The organism is Hymenobacter psychrotolerans DSM 18569 (assembly GCF_900142395.1).
In the GTDB taxonomy this organism is placed as follows: domain Bacteria; phylum Bacteroidota; class Bacteroidia; order Cytophagales; family Hymenobacteraceae; genus Hymenobacter; species Hymenobacter psychrotolerans.
In genome coordinates this window covers 98,790-119,542 of the sequence record NZ_FRAS01000003.1, presented here as the reverse complement: position 1 = coordinate 119,542, position 20,753 = coordinate 98,790, and the positions used below count along the sequence as shown (strand labels likewise).

At 60.9% G+C, this 20,753-nt stretch carries 17 protein-coding genes; 12 read left to right on the top strand and 5 right to left on the bottom strand.

Annotation, left to right across the window (positions count from 1 at the left end; all coding sequences use genetic code 11):
* Positions 1-41 precede the first annotated feature (41 nt).
* From BUE15_RS04935 to acs, 3 genes are all read left to right on the top strand, one after another.
* Positions 42-419, top strand: a complete 378-nt coding sequence (locus tag BUE15_RS04935) for a response regulator transcription factor (RefSeq protein ID WP_073281720.1) — start codon at positions 42-44, stop codon at positions 417-419.
* A 41-nt stretch (positions 420-460) separates the two neighbouring features.
* Positions 461-2,632 (top strand): AMP-binding protein, encoded by a 2,172-nt coding sequence (locus tag BUE15_RS04930; protein WP_073281718.1) that lies wholly within the window; start codon positions 461-463, stop codon positions 2,630-2,632.
* Positions 2,633-2,816: 184 nt separating this feature from the next.
* Entirely contained in the window at positions 2,817-4,742 is a 1,926-nt protein-coding gene (gene acs / locus BUE15_RS04925) for an acetate--CoA ligase (RefSeq protein ID WP_073281716.1), read from the top strand.
* An 88-nt stretch (positions 4,743-4,830) separates the two neighbouring features.
* On the opposite strand, the gene BUE15_RS04920 is transcribed toward acs, so the two are convergent.
* From BUE15_RS04920 to fahA, 3 genes are all read right to left on the bottom strand, one after another.
* Entirely contained in the window at positions 4,831-5,358 is a 528-nt protein-coding gene (locus BUE15_RS04920; RefSeq protein ID WP_073281714.1) for a hypothetical protein, read from the bottom strand.
* Between the two features lie 12 nt (positions 5,359-5,370).
* On the bottom strand, positions 5,371-6,525 hold the full coding sequence (locus BUE15_RS04915) for a zinc-dependent alcohol dehydrogenase (protein ID WP_073281712.1): 1,155 nt from the start codon (positions 6,523-6,525) through the stop codon (positions 5,371-5,373).
* A gap of 287 nt (positions 6,526-6,812) precedes the next feature.
* Complete coding sequence (gene fahA / locus BUE15_RS04910; protein ID WP_170865191.1) at positions 6,813-8,096, bottom strand: fumarylacetoacetase; 1,284 nt, start codon at positions 8,094-8,096, stop codon at positions 6,813-6,815.
* A 330-nt stretch (positions 8,097-8,426) separates the two neighbouring features.
* Here fahA and BUE15_RS21275 point away from each other — a divergent pair, with 330 nt between their 5' ends.
* Positions 8,427-9,152 (top strand): hypothetical protein, encoded by a 726-nt coding sequence (locus BUE15_RS21275; RefSeq protein ID WP_139252133.1) that lies wholly within the window; start codon positions 8,427-8,429, stop codon positions 9,150-9,152.
* 196 nt (positions 9,153-9,348) lie between these two features.
* Here BUE15_RS21275 and BUE15_RS04900 read toward each other — a convergent pair whose 3' ends face one another.
* Positions 9,349-9,684 (bottom strand): NifU family protein, encoded by a 336-nt coding sequence (locus tag BUE15_RS04900; protein WP_073281710.1) that lies wholly within the window; start codon positions 9,682-9,684, stop codon positions 9,349-9,351.
* A 170-nt stretch (positions 9,685-9,854) separates the two neighbouring features.
* On the bottom strand, positions 9,855-10,958 hold the full coding sequence (locus tag BUE15_RS04895; protein WP_073281708.1) for an Mrp/NBP35 family ATP-binding protein: 1,104 nt from the start codon (positions 10,956-10,958) through the stop codon (positions 9,855-9,857).
* 362 nt (positions 10,959-11,320) lie between these two features.
* Here BUE15_RS04895 and BUE15_RS04890 point away from each other — a divergent pair, with 362 nt between their 5' ends.
* The 8 genes from BUE15_RS04890 to BUE15_RS04855 all read left to right on the top strand — a co-directional run bounded on the left by BUE15_RS04890 (position 11,321) and on the right by BUE15_RS04855 (position 20,725).
* Positions 11,321-12,100 carry a hypothetical protein gene (locus BUE15_RS04890; RefSeq protein ID WP_073281706.1) on the top strand — a complete coding sequence of 260 codons (780 nt, stop codon included), beginning with the start codon at positions 11,321-11,323 and terminating at the stop codon, positions 12,098-12,100.
* Positions 12,101-12,115: 15 nt separating this feature from the next.
* Entirely contained in the window at positions 12,116-12,580 is a 465-nt protein-coding gene (locus BUE15_RS04885) for a hypothetical protein (RefSeq protein WP_073281704.1), read from the top strand.
* A 190-nt stretch (positions 12,581-12,770) separates the two neighbouring features.
* On the top strand, positions 12,771-14,858 hold the full coding sequence (gene dnaG / locus BUE15_RS04880) for a DNA primase (RefSeq protein ID WP_073281702.1): 2,088 nt from the start codon (positions 12,771-12,773) through the stop codon (positions 14,856-14,858).
* A gap of 99 nt (positions 14,859-14,957) precedes the next feature.
* On the top strand, positions 14,958-16,172 hold the full coding sequence (locus BUE15_RS04875; protein ID WP_073281700.1) for a glycosyltransferase family 4 protein: 1,215 nt from the start codon (positions 14,958-14,960) through the stop codon (positions 16,170-16,172).
* A complete protein-coding gene (locus BUE15_RS04870) occupies positions 16,169-17,371 on the top strand; it encodes a glycosyltransferase (protein ID WP_073281699.1) in 1,203 nt (400 codons plus the stop codon). The genes BUE15_RS04875 and BUE15_RS04870 overlap by 4 nt, the downstream gene beginning before the upstream one ends.
* An 82-nt stretch (positions 17,372-17,453) precedes the next feature.
* Positions 17,454-18,269, top strand: a complete 816-nt coding sequence (gene proC / locus BUE15_RS04865) for a pyrroline-5-carboxylate reductase (RefSeq protein WP_073281697.1) — start codon at positions 17,454-17,456, stop codon at positions 18,267-18,269.
* Between the two features lie 174 nt (positions 18,270-18,443).
* Positions 18,444-19,697: a bifunctional 3,4-dihydroxy-2-butanone-4-phosphate synthase/GTP cyclohydrolase II gene (locus BUE15_RS04860; RefSeq protein WP_073281695.1), complete on the top strand. Its 1,254-nt coding sequence runs from the start codon at positions 18,444-18,446 to the stop codon at positions 19,695-19,697.
* Positions 19,698-19,951: 254 nt separating this feature from the next.
* Positions 19,952-20,725 (top strand): hypothetical protein, encoded by a 774-nt coding sequence (locus BUE15_RS04855; protein ID WP_073281693.1) that lies wholly within the window; start codon positions 19,952-19,954, stop codon positions 20,723-20,725.
* The last annotated feature ends 28 nt before the right edge of the window (positions 20,726-20,753 follow it).

The window sequence follows — 20,753 nt, the reverse complement described above, 5'->3', positions numbered from 1 at the left end:
CTCCAATCCTGCCCGTCCACCCGAAAACAAACCATTTGCTCATGCCGACGCCCCACATTCTCATTGTCGATGACGAGCCCAACATTGTGATGTCGCTCGAATTTCTGATGCGCAAAAACGGCTACCAGGTCAGTATTGCGCGCAACGGTACCGAGGCCCTGGAAGCCGTAGACCACAGCGCCTTCGACGTGGTGCTGCTCGATATTATGATGCCCGACGTAGATGGCTACCAGGTGTGCCGCCACATCCGGCAGCACCCCGGCCGCGCCGGTACCCGCGTCATTTTCCTGTCGGCCAAGAGCAAGGAGGCCGATATTCAGAAAGGCTACGAAGTGGGGGCCGACCTCTACATTCCCAAGCCCTTCAGCACCCGCCAGCTCATGGAAAAAGTGAAAGAGCTGCTCGCTACGCCCGTCTGATCCTCGTTTCCTGTCTGCCTCACCCCAATTCCCACGCCGCCATGAAACCTGCCACTTCCTACGCTGCCGCGCACGCCGCCAGCCTCGCCGACCCCGATGCCTTCTGGGCCGGCGAGGCCCGGCAGCTGACCTGGTTCCGGGAGCCGCCCCGCCCCGTCCTGAGCCAGGACCCCGCCACCGGCTTCTACCGCTGGTTTCGGGGCGGGCAGCTCAACACCGCCTGGCTCTGCCTCGACTACCACGTGCAGAACGGCCGCGCCGAGCAGCCCGCCCTGCTCTACGACTCGCCCGTGACCGGCACCAGGCGCGCCTACACCTACCGCGAGCTGCTCGACCTCACGGCCCGGTGCGCGGGCGGCCTGCGCGAGCTGGGCGTAGCGAAAGGCGACCGGGTCATTGTGTATATGCCCAACATGCCCGAGGCCGTGGTGGCCATGCTGGCCTGCGCCCGGCTGGGGGCGGTGCATTCGGTGGTGTTTGGGGGCTTTGCGCCGCCCGAGCTGGCTATCCGCATTGATGATGCCCGGCCCCGCGTGCTCATCTGCGCCTCCGCCGGCATGGAGTTCGACAAGCCCGTGCCCTACAAGCCCCTCGTGGAGGCCGCCGTGGCGCAGGCCACCCACAAACCCGACTACGTGGTAGTGGCGCAGCGCGACTTTTGCCTTGCCGACCTGCGCCCGCACCCCACCAACGACCATCGGTTGTCCTCCGAGGACAACCGGATAGGTTCAGAGGACAACCGGATAGGTTCAGAGGACAACCAGATAGGTTCGGAGGACAACCGGATAGGTTCGGAGGACAACCAGACGTCCTCGAAGGACAACCGGATATGTTCAGAGGACCATCCGACCACTTCGGAGGACCAACCGTTGTCCTCGGAGGACCAACCGTTGTCCTCCGAGGACAACCGGACCGGTACCCGCGACGTGGATTTTCGGGAGCTGCTGCAGGCCGCGCCCGTGGAGGCCGTGCCGCTCGATGCCACCGACCCGCTCTACATTCTCTATACCTCCGGCACCACCGGCAAGCCCAAGGGCGTGGTGCGCGACAACGGCGGCCACGCCGTGGCCCTGAAGTACAGCATGTCGGCCATTTATGGGCTGGAGCCCGGCGAAACCCTCTTCACCGGCTCCGATATTGGCTGGGCTGTGGGCCACAGCTACATCGTGTACGGGCCGCTGCTGCACGGCTGCACCACTATTCTGTTTGAGGGCAAGCCCGTGCGCACGCCCGATGCCGGCACGTTCTGGCGCCTGCTCGCCGAGTACAAGGCCCGCGTGATGTTCACGGCGCCCACCGCCATCCGGGCCATCAAGAAGGAAGACCCCGACGGGGAGCTGGTGCGCCGCTACGACCTTCGCCACCTGCGCTGCCTGTTTCTGGCCGGCGAGCGGTGCGACCCCGCCACCTACGAGTGGGCCGGCCACACGCTGGGCGTGCCCGTGATTGACCATTGGTGGCAGACCGAATCGGGCTGGCCCATGCTGGCGACCCTCACGGGCCTCGCGGATATGCCCGCGCCCCTGGCCGGCAGCGCCGGCTTCCCCGTGCCCGGCTACGACGTGCAGATTCTGGACGAAGCCGGCCAGCCCGTGCCGGCCGGCACCACCGGCCTGGTAGCGGTGCGCCTGCCGCTGCCGCCCGGCTGCCTGCCCACGCTCTGGCAGGACGATGCCCGCTTTCAGCGCGGCTACCTCGACACGTTTCCGGGCTACTACCTCTCCGGCGACGGGGGCTACCGCGCCCCCAGCGGCCACCTGTTCATCATGGGCCGCGTTGATGACGTTATCAACGTGGCCGGGCACCGCTTCAGCACCGGCGAAATGGAGGAAATTCTGGCGGCCCATCCGGCCGTGGCCGAGTGCGCCGTGCTGGGTATAGCCTGCGAGCTGCGGGGCCAGCGCCCGGTGGGCCTCGTGGTGCTCAAAGATGGCCAGAAGGTGGGAGAGGAGCAGCTGGAGCAGGAGCTGATCGGCCAGATTCGCAGCCATATTGGGGCGGTGGCCAGCTTCCGGCAGGCGGCCGTAGTGAAGCGGCTGCCCAAAACCCGCTCCGGCAAAATCCTGCGCAAAACCCTGCGCCAGCTCGCTGATGGCGAGCAGTTCACCGTACCTTCCACCATCGATGACCCCGCCATACTGACGGAAATCGGGGCTGTGTTCGGCCGCCGGGGCATCGGCCAGGCCTTCGAGCAGCCGAACCTGTCCTCCTGAGCATTCCGCGCATCAAGCGGCGACGAAGGACCTTACCACGCCGGAACGATTCCATCCGGTGATTACTCAAACGTAATAAGGCCCTTCGCTCTGCTCAGGATGACAGCCCCCAGCACCCCAGCACCATTTACCTGTCACCTGTCACGATTCACCTCATCACCCCTTCACCCATCACCTTTCTCCCATGCCCGAAACTCCAGCCCGCCACCCCCGCATCCGTAGCATCGAAGGCTACCACGAAGCCTACCACCTCAGCATTCACCACCCCGAAGAGTTCTGGGCCTCGGTGGCCGCGCCCTTCACGTGGCGGCGCAAGTGGAACAAGGTGATGACCTCCGACATGGCCAGCGGCCAGAACACCTGGTTTGAGGGCGCCCGCCTCAACATCACCGAAAACTGCCTCGACCGGCACCTGGCCTCGCGCGGCAACAAGCTGGCCCTCATCTACGAGCCCAACGACCCCAAAACCCGCCATCTGCGCCTCACCTACCGCGAGCTGCACCAGGAAGTCTGCAAATTCGCCAACGTGCTGCATAACAACGGCGTAGAAAAAGGCGACCGGGTGTGCCTGTACATGCCCATGATTCCGCAGCTGGCCATTGCGGTGCTGGCCTGCGCCCGCATCGGGGCGGTGCACTCGGTCATCTTCGCCGGCTTCTCGGCCACGGCCATTGCCGACCGGGTGAACGATGCCCAGGCTACCGTGGTACTCACCGCCGACGGCCTGAACCGCGGCGCCAAGCAGATTCCGGTGAAGCGCGTGGTAGATGAAGCCCTCGAAACCTGCTCCAGCGTCCGCCGCGTGATTGTGGTAGAGCATCTGGGCTGGCCCGTGCACATGGAGGAAGGCCGCGACGTGTGGTACCACGAAGAAGCCGCCGACGTGCCCAAAACCTGCCCCGCCGAAGAAATGGACGCCGAAGACCCGCTGTTCATCCTCTACACCTCGGGCAGCACAGGCAAGCCCAAAGGCGTGGTGCACTCCACCGCCGGCTACATGGTCTGGGCCGACTACACGTTCCGCAACGTGTTTCAGGTAGAAGAAAACGACGTGTACTGGTGCACCGCCGACGTGGGCTGGGTAACGGGCCACTCGTACCTGCTCTACGGCCCGCTGCTGGCTGGCAGCACCTCGCTCATGTTCGAGGGTATTCCCACGTATCCGGATGCCGGCCGCTTCTGGGAGGTTATCGACAAGCACTCGGTCAGCGTGTTCTACACCGCCCCCACCGCTATCCGCAGCCTCATGGCCGCCCCGCTCGACAACGTGCTCAGCTACTCGCTCGATTCGCTGCGGGTGCTGGGCTCAGTGGGCGAACCAATCAATGAAGAGGCCTGGTATTGGTACCACACCCACGTAGGCAAGGAGCGCTGCCCAATTGTGGACACGTGGTGGCAGACCGAAACCGGCGGCATCATGATATCGGCCATGGCGGGCATTACGCCCTCGGTACCGGCCCGCGCCGGCCTGCCGCTGCCCGGCGTGTGGCCCGTGCTGCTCACGCAGGAAGGCCAGGAAATTGAAGGCAACGACCAGGAAGGCTACCTCGCCATCAAGCAAAGCTGGCCCGGCATCATCCGCACCACCTGGGGCGACCATGAGCGCGCCGTGCAAACTTACTTCTCGCCTTATCCGGGCTACTACTTCACCGGCGACGGTGCCCGCCGCGACGAGCAGGGCCTGTACCGCATCATCGGCCGCGTCGATGACGTCATCAACGTGTCGGGCCACCGCTTCGGCACCGCTGAAATCGAAAACGCCATCAACCAGAACTCGCACGTGGTGGAAAGCGCCGTGGTGGGCTTCCCGCACGATGTGAAAGGCCAGGGCATCTACGCCTACGTCATCTGCCACGAAGGCGCGGTTGGCAAAGAAGCTGACAAGGTGCAGATTGAAGCCAGCATCATCGAAACCATCGTGGCCGAAATCGGCAAGATTGCCAAGCCCGACAAGATTCAGATTGTGACGGGCCTGCCCAAAACCCGCTCGGGCAAAATCATGCGCCGCATTCTGCGCAAAGTAGCGGAAGGCGAAACCAGCAGCCTCGGCGACACCTCCACGCTGCTCGACCCGGCCGTGGTAGATGAGATTATAGCCGGCAAGAAGTAAGTCCGCACCCCACCATGAAACAAAAGAGCCCTCCGCTAGCAGCGGAGGGCTCTTTTGTATGCAGTTAGAGTTAGTAGCTACAGAGTGGCTAGTAGCGGCTGAGGTAGTCTTTTTTCTTAGACTTCTTCTCGCTTTTGCCCGAACTGAGGATGGCAATTACGCCCGCCGTGACCAGCCCAATGGTGGCCATTTTGGCAATAAACGCCGTGCGGTTGTGCTTCCACTCCACAGGATAGCCTTTCTCGGCGTAGATGTTTGGCACGTGGCCGTGCACCAGATCATCCAGGATGCCTTCTACCACGCTTACCCGGTCGGCAACAATGAGGGGGAGCCAGTGGCGGTAGCGGTTTTCGCTGTACTTGAAGGCTAGCCGCCGGATCATGCCGCTCAGGCCTTGTGGCGGGACAGTAGTGCCGTACACCGCTGATATGTTGGGGCGCTCAATCGAGCGGAGCTTTTCCACCTGGTGGGTAGGCTGCTGCGTGGGCCGGTGCTTGTTGTCGGGGTCTTCGCCCACGTTCATCCGGTCCCGCATGGGGTAGGTAGGGTCGTTCTTCGGGTCGGCATCTATGCCCCAGCCCTTGATCTGCTTGGGGTCAATCGTTTTATTTTCCATGGTGGGGCGGCGTTACTGGTTAGCGGTGGGAGGAAGCAGCACGGTCTTGATGTTGTTATCCAGCTTGGCGGAGAACATGCGGTAGCCGTCGGCTACTTCTTCCAGGGGCAGGCGGTGCGTAATCAGGCCTTTGGGGTTGATGATGCCGTTCTGCACGTGGTCAATCAGGCGCGGGAGCAGGCGCTTCACCGAGGCCTGATTGGCCCGGATAGTAAGGCCCTTGTTCAGCACGTTGCCAATCGGGATAAGGTTGTCGGTAGGCCCGTATACGCCCACGATGCTCACCACGCCACCTTTCTTCACCGAGTTGATGGCCCAGTGCAGCGCCGTGGCTGAACCGGCCTGCAGCAGCAGCTTGCGGCCTGTAACGGTTTGCATGGTGTTGCCGGCGGCTTCGGCGCCTACGGCGTCAATTACGCAGTCGGCTCCCATCCAGTCCGTGATTTTCTTGATGAACACCACCGGGTCGTTCATTTCCCTGAAGTTGTAAGCCTCGCAGTACGAGTAGTTGCGGGCAAACTCCAGCCGGTAGTCTTCCTGGTCGATGATGATGACGCGGCCCGCTCCGAAAAGCCAGGCGCAGCGCGCGGCCATGATACCAATGGGGCCGGCCCCGAACACCACTACCGTGTCGCCGGTCTGGATGCCGGCCATTTCGGCGGCCTGGTAGCCGGTCGGCACTACGTCGGTGAGCAGTACGGCATCATCCAGGTCCATGTCGGCCGGAATGATGGTTGGGCCGACGTTGGCATACGGCACGCGGGCATATTCTGCCTGGCCGCCATCGAAGCCGCCCGCCGTGTGCGAGTAGCCGAAAATGGCGCCTACGGCCGTCGCCTCAGTATTCGATTCGTGGCAGTTGCCGAACATGCCCTGGCGGCAGAAGTGGCACTCGCCGCAGGCAATATTGAAGGGCACAATCACCCGGTCACCGGTTTTTACCTTCGTGACTTCAGAGCCTACTTCCACTACTTCGCCTATAAACTCGTGGCCAAATGTGGAGCCTACGCGGGTATCGGGCACATTGCCGTTGTACAAATGCAGGTCAGACCCACAGATACACGTGCGCAACACCCGCACAATGGCATCCTGCGGATGCTTTATTTCGGGCATGGGTTTCTGAATGGCTCGGACCCGTTTGGGGCCACGGTATTCCATTGCTAGCATAAGGTTGGGCTTTAGATTCGGGTGGTAGGAATCGGCTGGGGTGGCTTTTCTGGAGTGCCAGCCGAAGCCAGTCGTTACGGGAAGCTTTTTCGCCACCGTGTCAAATTGTACTGTTCCTCCCAATTCAAGGTTGCGCAAACAGCTATATGAACTTCTAAATACGTGTTTGCACTAGATGTTACGTATAAATACGTAGTAAATGATTTGCCTAGCCCATACTGCCGCAAACGCAAACAGCCCCGCTTCCTCTCCGGAAGCGGGGCTGTTTGCGGTACTTAGCCAGGCAGTTAGAGCACCGGCGCCGGCAGAATTTTGCCCGTTACCTCCCCAAAGCCGATGCGCAGGCCGTTTCGCTCGCAATAGCCGCGCATGGTCACGGTGTCACCGTCGAGCAGGAACTTGCGCTCCGAGCCGTCGGCGAGAGGCAGCGGGCGGGTGCCACGCCAGGACAGTTCCAGCATCGAGCCCAGCGAGTCGGGTGTGGGGCCCGAGATGGTGCCGGAAGCATACAGGTCGCCGACCTCCATATTGCAGCCGTTGGAGGCATGGTGAGTAAGCTGCTGGGCCATGCTCCAGTACATGAGCCCGAAATTGGAGCGCGAAATGGTCGTAGCAGGCCCGTTTTCAGGCTGCAGATCTACTTCCAGCTGCACATCGAAGTTGTGGCTGTCGAGCTGCCGCAGGTAGAGCAATGGCTCGGGTTCCTGCACCGGCCCGGCCACCCGGAACGGCTCCAGCGCATCCAGCGTCACGACCCACGGCGACACGCTGCTGCCGAAGCTCTTGCCCAGAAACGGCCCTAGTGGCACGTATTCCCAACTCTGGATGTCGCGCGCGCTCCAGTCGTTGAACAGCACCAGCCCAAAAATGTGGTCTTCGGCATTCTGAATCGGTATTGTGTCGCCGAGCTGCGTGCCTTTGCCCACGATGAAGCCCACTTCCAGCTCAAAATCCAGCTGCTGCGACGGGCCGAACGTAGGCACGGCGGCATCAGGAGCCTTGCGCTGCCCGTTGGGCCGGCGGATATCGGTGCCGCTCACCACGATGCTGCTGGCCCGGCCGTGGTAGCCAATCGGGATGTGGCGCCAGTTGGGCAGCAGGGCGTTGGCCGGGTCGCGGAACATGATGCCCACGTTGGTGGCGTGCTCGATGCTGCTATAGAAATCGGTGTAGTTATGGGGTTTCACGGGGCGCAGCATCTGCACCTCGCTCTGGCGCAGCAGGCACTCGCGCATCACCTCATCGGCGCGCAGAGCGGCGTTGTCGTGGCGCAGCAGCTCCGAGACGCGCTGGCGCACGGCCCGCCACGCCGGCCGGCCCAAGGCAATAAACTGGTTGAGCGAGCGGCGCCGGAACACCTTGGGCATCTTCGGGCCCAGCTCCAGATCCTCAAAAAAGCCGAACTGCGACACGGCGTACAAATCCAGCACGTACTCGCCAATGGCTACGCCCAGCCGTGGGCCCCGCTCCTCCGTCTCGAACACGCCAAACGGCAGGTTCTGAATGGGAAAGTCGCTGCCGGGGGCAATATCAATCCAGGAGTGCAGGGCGGGGTCATTGGGGTTAGCCATTCGGGGTGGAAGGTTGATGGTAGAAGCGGCAAAGGTAGCGGCAGCGGGCGGAATGCGGGTAAACGAGGCAGAATACTACAAAGCCACTATCTTGCGGCTGTACCTCCCGCCACGTATTGCCGCAACCGGTTCGGAAGAATATGTATTAACTATGGTGTTAATGGCAATCAATGCTTCTGGAAAACAGGTGGTATAAGTTAAATCTTAATAAGTGTAATAAAAATGCAGGTGTTTTTTGGGGTTGTAACAAAATATTTTTCCGAGAGGGGATTTGGATTTATTGTTAATCCTTTTCCTATTGGTTATGGCAAGGAAGTGTTTTTTCATATCGTGAAAATTGATAAATCAAATAAGGAAGTTTATGATAAGTTATTAAATTATGATAAAAATAGAAGTATATGCTTTTGGTGTGAATTAGAAATGACGGCAAAAGGGATGCAATTAAAACAAGTTATAAAGCCTGAAGATGCGTTTAAACTTGAAAAAGATAATATAATTAAATATATCAATTCAATATATTTAATGTATTTAGATATAGATGCATTAATTTCGTTTTGGTTGGGTGAATTTGCGGTTGGCCTTGTTGGTACGAAGGGAAAAGCGGAGCTAGAACAGGAGAGAAAATTTCTAATACAAAATAGAAATGATGAAATTGAGCTATTATGGTTGGAATCTCAAATGTTAAAAAAAGTTGAAGAGGAGGAGTTAGAGAAAGAGAGGGCGAAAAATGAAGAAGAAAGGCTACGAAACAAAGTAAGCGAAGAGCAGCGAAGTATTGTCGAAGAGGAAGAATTTGAGCAGCTTGTAGCTGAAATGAATGTTATGGGGTTCACAATGAGTCACCAAGTTTCAAGTTATATAGTGAACAATAGATTGGGTGATAAATATAAGCATATATCGGGTGTATTGGAAATGGAGAATCAGGGCGTGTTATGGAAATTCAATGGTGGATTTCCTCCGAAAATATATGCAAAATTGTGTGAAAGACTACAGCTTGTAAACAAGAAAACAGCATCTAGGGTAATTGGATTTACTTCATTTAATGATTTAAAGTGATGTTAATATGTGTTCGGTTATCTGTCTGTATATATTATTGGTTTTAATTAGGTATATTACATAGTGGTAGTATAACCAAATGATGGATGTGTTACACAGTGTTACAACGCAAACGCAAAGCCACAAAACCCACAGCGCCCCGCCCCAACCGGAAAACCGGCAGGAGCGGGGCACTGCTGTGTGTAACCTCAGAAACTTAGAACTGCGGGGTAGGTACCGGGGCGGGCGACTGGGGGTGGCCGGTCTGGCCAGCAGGTTGCTCCGACATAGGCGTGAGGTTGATGGCCTCCACGGCCCGGATTTCGGGTACCGCCTTCTTCACCGATTCCTCTACACCCGCTTTCAGCGTCATCGGCGACATGGGGCAGGTGCCGCAGGCACCGAGTAGCTCCAATTGGAGCACCATGTCGTCGGAAATGCCCAGCACGCGCACGTTGCCGCCATCGGCAGCCAGATACGGCCGGATGGTGTCCAGGGCCTGCTCAATGCGGGGCAGAAGCGGATGATCTTCTACAGCAGCGGAATGCGTCATGAAAGAATAAGTAACGCTGAAGGTATTGATTTGGCGGTGCTGCCACGGCAGACCGTATGCGAAGGTACTGCTTTTGGCAGGGATACACGAAACACGAATCGTTTCGGGAAAGTTGCCGGCGGCAGCGCCGAGCTTGCGGTTGCGCTCAGATACTGCTGCCGGCTACTGCCTTACGGCTGCATCTGCACTACCTGGGTGCGCGGTGCCACGGCGTTACGGATGCTGACCTGGCGGGCCAGCTCCTCAGCCAGCTGCCCGAAGACGGCAGCGGCCGGCGTGTTTTCCTGCAGAATAACCGGGGTGCCCAGGTCGCCGTTTTCGCGGATGCTTTGTACCAGCGGAATCTGGCCCAGCAGCGGCACCTGGTGCTTTTCGGCCAGGCCCACGCCGCCACCTTCGCCGAAGATGAAGTACTTGTTGTCGGGTAGCTCAGCCGGCGTAAACCAGGCCATGTTCTCCACGATGCCCAGCACCGGCACGTTGATCTGGGGCAGCTTGAACATCTGCAAACCTTTCTCCGCATCGGCCAGGGCTACTTTCTGGGGCGTGGTCACGATGAGCGAGCCGGTGACGGGCACCGTCTGCACCATGGTCAGGTGAATGTCGGAGGTTCCGGGAGGCATGTCGAGGAGCAGGTAGTCCAGCTCGCCCCAGTCCACTTCCGTGATGAACTGCTTGAGCGCCGACGACGCCATGGGGCCGCGCCACACAATAGCCGACTCGGCCGGGGCCAGGAAGCCGATGCTCATCAGCTTCACGCCGTGCGCTTCCACCGGCTGAATCAGGTTTTTGCCGTCGGGTCCCTGGAATACGTGCGGGCGGGCGTCCATCACGCCGAACATCAGCGGCATGCTGGGACCCGAAATATCGGCGTCCACGAGGCCTACTTTGGCACCGGTCTGGGCTAGGGCAATGGCCAGGTTGGCCGTCACGGTGCTTTTGCCCACGCCGCCTTTGCCCGAGGCAATGGCAATGATGTTCTTGACGCCGGGCAGAAGGTCGCGGTTCTGGCGCATGGTAGTCACGCGCGAGGTCATGACAATCACAACCTCCGCATCCTTATCTACCATGGTATGAATGGCCCGCTCGCAGGCATCGTGGATGAGCTGCTTGAGCGGACAGGCGGGCGTGGTGAGCACGACCGTAAATGACACGCGGTTGCCGTCAATTGCCACATCCTCAATCATGTTGAGCGTGACGAGGTCTTTGCCCAGGTCGGGCTCTTCCACGTAGCTCAGGGCCTTGAGAACGGCTTCTTTGGTGATGGTTGCCATAGGATAGTCAGTCGGGAAAATGCGGATGCAATCCGCAAAGATAACCCGGAAACCGGGGCGACGGTTGGCCCCGCCGGGAATCTGGCACAAAGCAGGGGAATACGCCTCGTAGGCACGGTGGCATACGGAGCAGTGCCCTTGTAAAAGGGCGAACAGCGGGCCTGCTGTTCGCCTGGAGCAGGTTACGGCCCGGGCGGGCGGCTCATTGGGGCGGGCAGGTACCTGGCAAAGGAATTTTCCGCGGCTTCATACAACCAATCGGCCACCGGACCTCTCTACCCGGAAGTTTGCCGCCGGGCTGTTGCCTCAACAGTGCGGAGCGCTATTTTGCAGCCTTCATCCTGGTTTTCCTATCACTGCTTATGTTCGTTTCTGCTCACTTACGAAGCTGCCTGTCGCGCAGGGCGGGTGCCCTACTGCTTACGGCCTCGGCGTTTTCGGCGGCGCTGGCCCAGGCACCGGCCGACACCACCTTTCAGCGTCTGCTGAAGAAAAACCAGCTCACTCTTACCCAAACCGGCCCCCAACTCAGCGGCGCGGGCTGGGACAAGCTGCAGCAGGATATTCAGAAAAGTACGCTGGTACTCATCGGCGAAGACCACGGCATGGCTCAGATTCCGGCCTTTGCGCAAGCTGTGGCGCAGGTGCTGAAACCCAAGGTGTACATAGCCGAAATCGACCGGTATCAGGCCCGCGACCTGAGCCGCCTGGCCGCGCAACCGGGCCTGCCCAGCGCGTTTCTGCAGCAGTATCCCATGGATCTGTCGTTTTATAGCTGGGCCGAGGAGTTTGAGCTGGCTCGCTTTCTGCGCAGCCAGAACACGGCGCTGGTGGGCATCGAGCAGCTGGGCTTTGCGGCAACCGGGCGCACGCTGGCGCTGATGGCCGAGCAAACCAGAAACCGGCAGACGCAGGCCTTCCTGCGCCAGCAGTCCGCCGCCATCCAGGCCCACGACCGGGCCGCGCTGGTGGCGGGCAACTACGGCAGCGTCACGATTACTACCATGCGCGCCTCGTTGCTCGACAGCCTGCGCGCCCTGACCCGCACCGAGCGGCCCGAAGTACGCCAGCTGCTGCAGGACCTGGAGGCCAGCGTAAACATCTTCAAAACCAATGCGGCCGGCAAGCCCGGCGGCCACTAGACGCGCATCAACCTGATGAAGCGCAACCTGCTGCAGGAACTGGCGCCGTACCAGCAGGCCGGGCAGCCGCTGCCGCCCATGTTGTTTAAGTTCGGGGCTTACCACGTGGGGCGGGGCCGCAGCATCTGGGGCGACATCTACGACGTGGGCAACGTGGCCGTGAACCTGGCCGACGCCCACGACCAGAAAACGCTGCACATCTTCGTGATAGGCAAGCAGGGCACTAAAGTAACCGGCCAGAACCCGGTGGATTTCAGCAAAAACGCCACCAGCTACTCCGCCGCTGATGAGGCCATGCTGAAGCCCTTTATGGCCGCCACGCCCGCCGGCCACGCCTGGCAGGTGTTTGATGTGCGGCCGCTGCGGCGGGCCATGCTCTACCGCGGCATGCCCGTGCCCGAACAGGAGCTGCAGGCCACCATTCTGGGCTACGACTACATCGTCATCATCCCCGAAACCACCGCCAGCCGAAATTTTTAACCCCCGTAAAGTAAAGCCCGTCATGCGGAGCCTGCCGAAGCAGCTGTACCGCTTCGTTGAAATGCTAGTGGTTAGTCAGCAGTAGAGCTACTTCGACAAGCTCCGTATGACGCGGGCTAACTGCTTGGGCAGTTGTTCCCGCGCTACCACAGAAACTTCGCCACACTTCCTGCCTACCTTTGCCGGCAGTATGGCCCGCATTCCCAAAGAACTAGTTGATCAGATAATTCACCACGCCGACATTGTGGAGGTGGTGGGCGACTTCGTGAGTCTGAAGCGCAAAGGCCAGAATATGTGGGCCTGCTGCCCGTTTCACCACGAAAAGTCGCCGAGCTTCTCGGTGGCGCCGGCCAAGGGGCTGTATAAGTGCTTTGGCTGCGGCAAGGCGGGCGGGGTGGTGCAGTTCATCATGGACATTGAGGGCACCAGCTATGTGGAGGCCCTGAAGTACCTGGCCAAAAAGTACGGCATCGAGGTCCAGGAAGAGGAAAAAACGCCGGAGCAGCAGCTCGCCCAAAACGAAAAGGATTCCCAGTTCATCGTGTCGAACTGGGCCAAGGACCACTACCACCGCCTGCTGCTGAGCACCGACGAGGGCCAGAGCATCGGGCTGAGCTACCTGCGCCAGCGCGGCCTCAACCAGGCCACCATCAAGACCTTCGAGCTGGGCTACTCGCTGGATCAGTGGGACGATCTGCTGAAATCAGCCACGGCAGCGGGCTACGAGCAGAAGTACCTGGAAAAAACCGGCCTCATCATCCGGCGCGAAGACGACCAGGGCCAGGACACCGGCCGCCGCTACGACCGGTTCCGGGGCCGCGTGATGTTCCCGATTCATAACGTGTCGGGCCGCGTGATTGGGTTTGGGGCGCGCACGCTCAAGCCCAACGACAAAACGGCCAAGTACCTGAACTCGCCGGAGTCGGAAATCTACCACAAGTCGGATGTGCTGTACGGGCTCTACCAGGGCCGGCAGGCTATCCGGACGGAGGAGCTGTGCTATTTGGTAGAAGGCTACCTCGATGTGCTTAGCCTGCACCAGGGCGACATCAGGAACGTGGTGGCTTCGTCGGGGACTTCGCTCACCGACGGGCAGATCCGTCTCATCAAGCGCTACACCGACAACGTAACGGTGCTCTACGATGGCGACGCGGCCGGCATCCGGGCCTCGCTGCGCGGCATCGATATGCTGCTGGAAGGCGGCCTGAACGTGCGCGTGGTACTGTTTCCGGACGGCGACGACCCCGACAGCTACATCCGCAAAGTCGGCGACCAGAAGTTCAAGGAGCATCTGGAAGGTGCCAGCCAGGACTTCATTCAGTTCAAAACCGAGCTGGTAAGCCGCGAAGCCGCCCAGGACCCGGTCAAGAAGGCCGAAGCCATCCGGGAAGTGCTGCAAAGCATTGCCAAAGTGCCCGACCCGATTAAGCGGCAGGTGTTTCTGCAGCAGACTTCGCAGGCCTTCGGGATTGATGAGCAGGTGCTTATCACGGAGTACAACAAGCTGGTTCGCAACGCTTCCGGCAAGGCGGCCGGCGGCAACAGCGGCGGTGGGAGCGGAGGCGGCACCTCGGCGGGCAGCAGCAACGTAAGCAGCGGCAGCGCCGGCGCAAGCCCCACGACGCGCCCGGCCCCGCGGCCCATGAGCCCCGAAGAGGAGGCCGAAGCCCTGATGTACGGGGCTTCGCCGGAAGACCTGATGGGCGGGGGCGGCGACCTGCAAACCCTCACCCGCGAAGACCTGGAGCCCGTGCCCGACGTGCTGGAGCAGTGCGAGCGGGAAGTGGTGCGGCTGCTGCTGCTGTACTCGGCGCAGCCGCTGGCCCCGGAAGTGGCCGTGGCGCAGTATCTGTTGCAGCAGCTGGATGATACGCCCTTTAAAACCGGTATCTACGCCGACCTGCTGCACCTGTGCCGGCAGGAGCTGGAGCAGGGCCGCTGGCCCGAAGTGCGCACCCTCATCCAGCACACCCGCTCCGATATCCGGAGCATGGTGGCGGAGCTGGCCACGGAAAAGTACGAGCTGAGCCCCAACTGGACCACCCACCAGATTCATGTGCCCCGGGAGCTGGACCTGCTGCAAACCGCCTGCGACAACGCCATTCTGCGCCTCAACAAGGTGAATGTGGAGCGCGAGCTGGCCGTCCGGCTGGAGGCGCTGCGCCACCCCCTCGACGATGATACCATGATGGAACACCTGCAAACCATCCGGCTGCTCAAGCAGATGGACAACCAGCTGGCCAGTCTGCTAGGCACGGTCATCCCTCGCGGCGCATAACCGGCTTGTTTTTGGCGGTTTGTTTGTGATTTTTGACTTATAAAACCCGAACTGCCCGACTGCCGCCCTACGCCCAACCGACTACCCAATTCCCCTTCAGTGCACATTCTGCAAATCTGTCCGCGCGTACCGTATCCGCCCACTGATGGCGGGGCCATTGCCATGTACGACGTGGCGGCGGGCCTCGTGCGGGCCGGCCACCGCGTCACGGTGCTGGCCCTCAACACGCCCAAGCACCACCAGCCCGCCACCGCCCTCGACCATCTGGGTCCCAACCTGCGTCTGGTAGCCGTAGATGTGGACACGCGGCTCTCCCCAGTGAAGGCGCTGCGTAATTTGGTGAACAGCAGCCTTCCTTACAACGTGGAGCGGTTTGTGAGCGAAGAAGCCGCCGCCCAGCTTACCGAGATTCTGCGCACGCAGGCTATTGATGTGGTACAGATGGAAGGCTCGTTCGTGGCCTGGTACGTGGATGTGGTGCGGCGTGTGGCTCCCAGGGTGCCGGTGGTGCTGCGGGCGCACAACGTGGAATACACCATCTGGCAGATGCTGGCCAGTCGCGAAAGAAACCCGCTGAAGCGCTTCTACCTGCGCCATCTGGCCGGCCGTGTGCAGCAGTTCGAGCACGACTACCTGCCGCGCTTCGATGCCGTAGCGGCCATCACGGAGCCCGACCAGCAGCGCCTGCGCCACATGGGCTGCAAAGAGCCGGTGGTGTTTGTGCCGGCCGGCGTGAACCTGGAGCGTTTCCAGCCCGATCCGGCTATCCGGCCCAAGCCCCGCACGCTGTTCATGATTGGCTCCTTCGACTGGCTGCCGAATCAGGAAGGGCTCGACTGGTTTCTGGCCGAAGTATGGCCGAAGTCGCACGCGCTGTATCCGGAGCTGGAGCTGCATCTGGCCGGCAAGCAGATGCCGGCCCGGTTCCGGGAGCTGCGGCAGCCCGGCATCACGGTGCACGGGTTCGTGGAGTCGGCGGCGGCCTTTATGCAGCAATACGATATCATGCTGGTGCCGCTGCTGAGCGGGGGCGGCATGCGCATCAAGATTATTGAGGGCATGGCCCTGGGCAAGTGTATCCTGAGCACCTCGCTCGGCGCCGAAGGCATCCATGTGCGCGACGGCCACGACATTGTGCTACGCGACGAGCCCGCCGCCTGGCTGGAAGTGCTGGGCCGCTACCACCAGGGCCATCTGCCCACCGCCCTCATCGGCCAGGAAGCCGCCCACACCATCCGCCGCCTCTACGACAACCGCCGCATCGTGGAAAGCCTGCTGGACCTGTATACCATCCTGACGCCCGTACGCGTATGACACTGACCGCGGCCCTTGCGGCCGGCGTCCTCTGGGGCAGTCTGCTGCTGGTGGCCCACACTTACGTGCTGTTTCCGCTGCTGCTGGCCCGGCTGGCCCGGTCGCGCCGCCAGAACCAGCAGGTGTTTGCGCCCGATGCCCCGGACCTGCCCGCCGTGGATATTCTGCTGGCCGTCTACAATGAGGAGCAGGTGATGGAGGAGAAAATCCGCTCCACTTTCGCCACCAGCTACCCGCTCCACAAGCTCACCTTCTACATCGGCTCCGACAACTCCCAGGACCGCACCAACGCGCTGGTAGCACGGCTGGCCGCCGAACACCCGCAGCTACAGTTTCGCCCGTTCGGGCAGCGGACCGGCAAGCCCGGCGTAATTGAGGCGCTGGCCCGCGAGGCTACCGCGCCGGTGCTGGTGCTCACAGATGCCAATGTGTTTTTCGCCCCCGATACGCTGTATCAGCTGGTGAAGCACTTTCGCAATCCGGCCATCGGGCAGGTGGGCGGCAACATCCTCAACCCTGACCACCGGCAGGAAGGCATATCGGGCCAGGAGAAGGCGTATCTGGAGCGCGAAAACCTCATCAAGTACCAAGAAGGCGTGGTGTGGGGCGCCATGATTGGCGCTTTCGGGGGCTGTTTCGCGGTGCGCCGCGCCTGCTACCATCCGGCCCCGGCTTCGTTTTTGGTCGATGACTTCTTTATTTCCATGGCCGTGCTGCAGGATGGTTACCAGGCCATCAACGAGCTGGACGCCGTGTGCTACGAGGATGTGTCGGATAGGCTGCCGGAGGAGTTCCGGCGCAAGGCGCGCATCTCGGCTGGCAACTTCCAGAACCTACTGGCTTTCCGGCGCCTGCTGTGGCCACCATGGCGCGGCGTGAGTTTTGCGTTCTGGTCGCATAAGGTGCTGCGCTGGCTTACGCCGCTGCTGCTGCTGCTCATGATGCTGGCCAACATAGTGCTGGTGCTGGCCGGAGGCGGCTGGTTCTACCAGCTGATGCTGGCCGGGCAAATAGGCGTGCCGCTGCTGCTGCTGCTCGATGCCGGTCTGCGCCGCCGGGGAACCCACTCACGGCTGCTGCGCTTTATCACGCATTTCTACAGCATGAATGCCGCGCTGCTGCTGGGACTGTGGCGTTTCCTGCGGGGTGTGCGCACCACCGTCTGGGAGCCCACGCAGCGGTTTCAGCAGAGCCGGTAGCGGCAGCGGCTGTTGTGGCAGCTTACATTACTGGGGCACTCAAGCGCATTATCGGTTATAGCAACTAAGCTCTTCTTGTACGATGACCTCCAACCTCCGAATTGCCATTCTGGGCTGCGGCAACATGGGAATGGCTTTTGCCAAATCCTTCCTGCACTATAACCTGGTAGAACGTGCTGATTTGCTACTGATTAGCCGTGGTGAAGCGCAGCGCCAGCAGTTGGCCGCCGCCTACCCGGGCCTGCCCGCAGGGCTGCTCAATACCCGCATCCGAACCTATGATGTAGTGATGCTGGCCGTGAAGCCACAGGATTTCAGTCAGATAGCTACTGGGCTACGTGCCCTGCTGGGAGCGGAGCAAGTGGTGGTTTCTATTATGGCGGGTATCCCGATAGCGCGGCTGCAGCGGGAGCTGGCTCACCAGCAGGTGATGCGCGCTATGCCCAACACACCGGCACTACTGGGCATGGGCATTACGGGGTTTTCGGCGGCGGTGGAAGTAGAGCGCACGCGCCTGCACCAGGTAGAAAACCTGCTGAATGCTACCGGACGCTCCATTTTTCTGGAAGACGAAAGCCTGCTGGATGCCGTAACGGCTGTGAGTGGCAGCGGCCCGGCTTATTTCTACTACATCGTGCAGGCCATGATGCAGGCCGGTAAGGAGTTAGGCTTCACCGACTCAGTAGCGGGTCTACTCGTGAAGCAAACCATGCTGGGCGCCTATCATCTGCTCAATTCCTCCGACAAAACTCCCGACGAGCTGATTGCCGCTGTAGCCTCTAAGGGTGGCACCACGGAAGCCGCTCTGCGCGAGTTTGGGGCTGGCGGCCTGGCCGAAACTCTCAAGGCCGGCATCAAGGCGGCCCAGCAGCGTGCCACCGAACTGGCCCAAGAATAAGCACGACAGAAGAAACGCCTAGCGGCCCCTGCCGCAAACTTGGAAACGGAGCCCTGCGCCAATCTGCCGTTGCGTAACTTCGCGGCACTGTTGCTGGTTGTAGCAGCAGCTTCGCGCCGGTTCCCGCCGGAACACTCAACTCCGCGAAGTCCCATTCATCTGTTTTAATCCGCTATGCTGGATTCAATTGAAGAGGCCATTGCCGATATCCGCGCCGGCAAGGTAGTGGTGGTCGTGGACGACGAAGACCGTGAAAACGAAGGCGACTTCATCTGCGCCGCCCGGTGCGCCACGCCCGAAGTCATCAACTTTATGGCCACGCACGGCCGCGGGCTGGTATGCGCGCCACTCATCGAGGACCGTTGCGAAGCGCTGGGTCTGGAGCTGATGGTGGGCCGCAACACGGCCCTGCACGCCACGCCGTTCACCGTCAGCATCGATTTGCTGAAAAACGGCGTAACCACCGGCATTTCGGCTTCCGACCGCAGCAAAACCATTCTGGCCCTCATCGACCCCGACACCAAGCCGGAGGAGCTGGGCAAGCCAGGCCACATTTTCCCGCTCAAAGCCCGCAAGGAAGGCGTACTGCGCCGCGCCGGCCACACCGAAGCCGCCATCGACCTGTCGCGCCTCGCGGGGTTCGAGCCGGCTGGGGTGCTGGTTGAGATTCTCAGGGAAGACGGCGAAATGGCCCGCCTGCCGGAGCTGCGCGAAATTGCCACGAAATGGGGCCTGAAGCTGATTTCGGTGCAGGACCTCATCAAATACCGTCTCGAAAAGGAAAGCCTCATCACCCGGGATATTTCGGTGCAGATGCCCACCCAGTGGGGTGATTTTGAGTTGTTTGCCTACACGCAGCGCACCAATGGCGCCCAGCACCTGGCCCTGGTAAAAGGCGACATCAGCGGATCTGAGCCGGTGCTGGCCCGCGTGCACAGCTCCTGCGTTACGGGCGACATTTTCGGGAGCTGCCGCTGCGACTGTGGCCCGCAGCTGCACCGCGCCATGGCGCAGATTGAGCGTGAAGGTCGCGGCGTTATCGTGTACATGAACCAGGAAGGCCGCGGCATTGGGCTGCTCAACAAGCTGCGTGCCTACAAGCTGCAGGAGCAGGGCCGCGACACCGTGGAAGCCAACCTGGAGCTGGGCTTTGGCATGGATGAGCGCGACTACGGCGTGGGCGCGCAGATTTTGCGCGACCTGGGCGTTTCGAAGATGCGCCTGCTCACCAACAACCCCCGCAAGCGCACCGGACTCATCGGCTACGGCCTCGAAATCGTGGACACCGTGCCCATCGAAATTGAGCCCAACCGGCACAACGAAACCTACCTGACCACCAAGCGCGACAAGCTGGGCCACACCATTCTGAGCAAAGACCGGGGCCCGCATCCGGCCCAGGCCGCTGCCGAAATGCTGCCCACACCGTAGCGCCGGCCGCACTGCCAACATCCTCAAGGAATGCCCGCCCCCAGCTTTGGGGGCGGGCATTTTGATGTTCCAGGATGCAGTAAGGCCGGTTTTGGCAGCAGTTGTCGTCTGAACGGGAAATGCAGCAGCGTGGCCGCTCAACTGCCTGAACTCAGCGGCTTTTTTCCAGGTTTGCGCATAGCAGGCCCTTAAGTTGGCCGGCCACAACGCACAGAAGCCGCTTTGCCGCCACTTTTGGTTACTTTTCCCTCGCTATGATTTCAATCCGCTTTCTGTTCCCGGCTTTTCTGGCGGCCCAGCTGCTGTCTGTTTCTGTAGCCAACGGCCAAAGCAAGCGCCCGTTGGTGCAGGAGTTTGCCGGCAGCACCATTCTGCTCACCAGCGGCGACACGCTGCGTGGCCCCGTGACGCTGCGCCGCGACCAGGATGTGCTGCTTATGGCCCAGCCCGACGGCACTATTACCACCCTGTCGGCCGTGTCCATCAATAGTTTTGCGGTGAAAGGGGAGGAAGTAGACAGCCGCCGCGGCAGCGGCTACTACGACAATTTCTACGACGCCCGCAACGGATACTTCTACGGCAACCCCATGTACGGCATGCCCCGCCAGCGGCCGGAAACCGAAGACCGGAACCGGGTGCGGGTGTTTCGCACGTTCCGCTGGAACCGCGGCAACGACTACAGCGACTTTAAGTCGCCGGCGTTTTTTGAGCAGCTCAGCAACGGCCCCCGGATGCTGCTGCGCCGCGAGTCTTTGGTGGAGCGCACCATGAACACCGGCCCGTATGGCTACGGCTACGGGGCCGGGCGCTACCTCAGCACCTACACGCAGGTGAAAGACGATTTCTATCTGGCCACGCCGGCCGGCGATATTATCCCGCTCCGCAACCCCAAAAAGGATTTGCTGGCCGTGTTTCAGGGCCAGTCGCGGCAGATTGAGCAATACGTCCGCGACAACAAGCTCAGTTTCACGGTGGCGCGGGAGCTGGCCTTCATCGTGAACTACGCCAACTCCCTGGTGAAGCAGTAAGCCGCAGTGGTGGAGTAGTGGGGTGGTG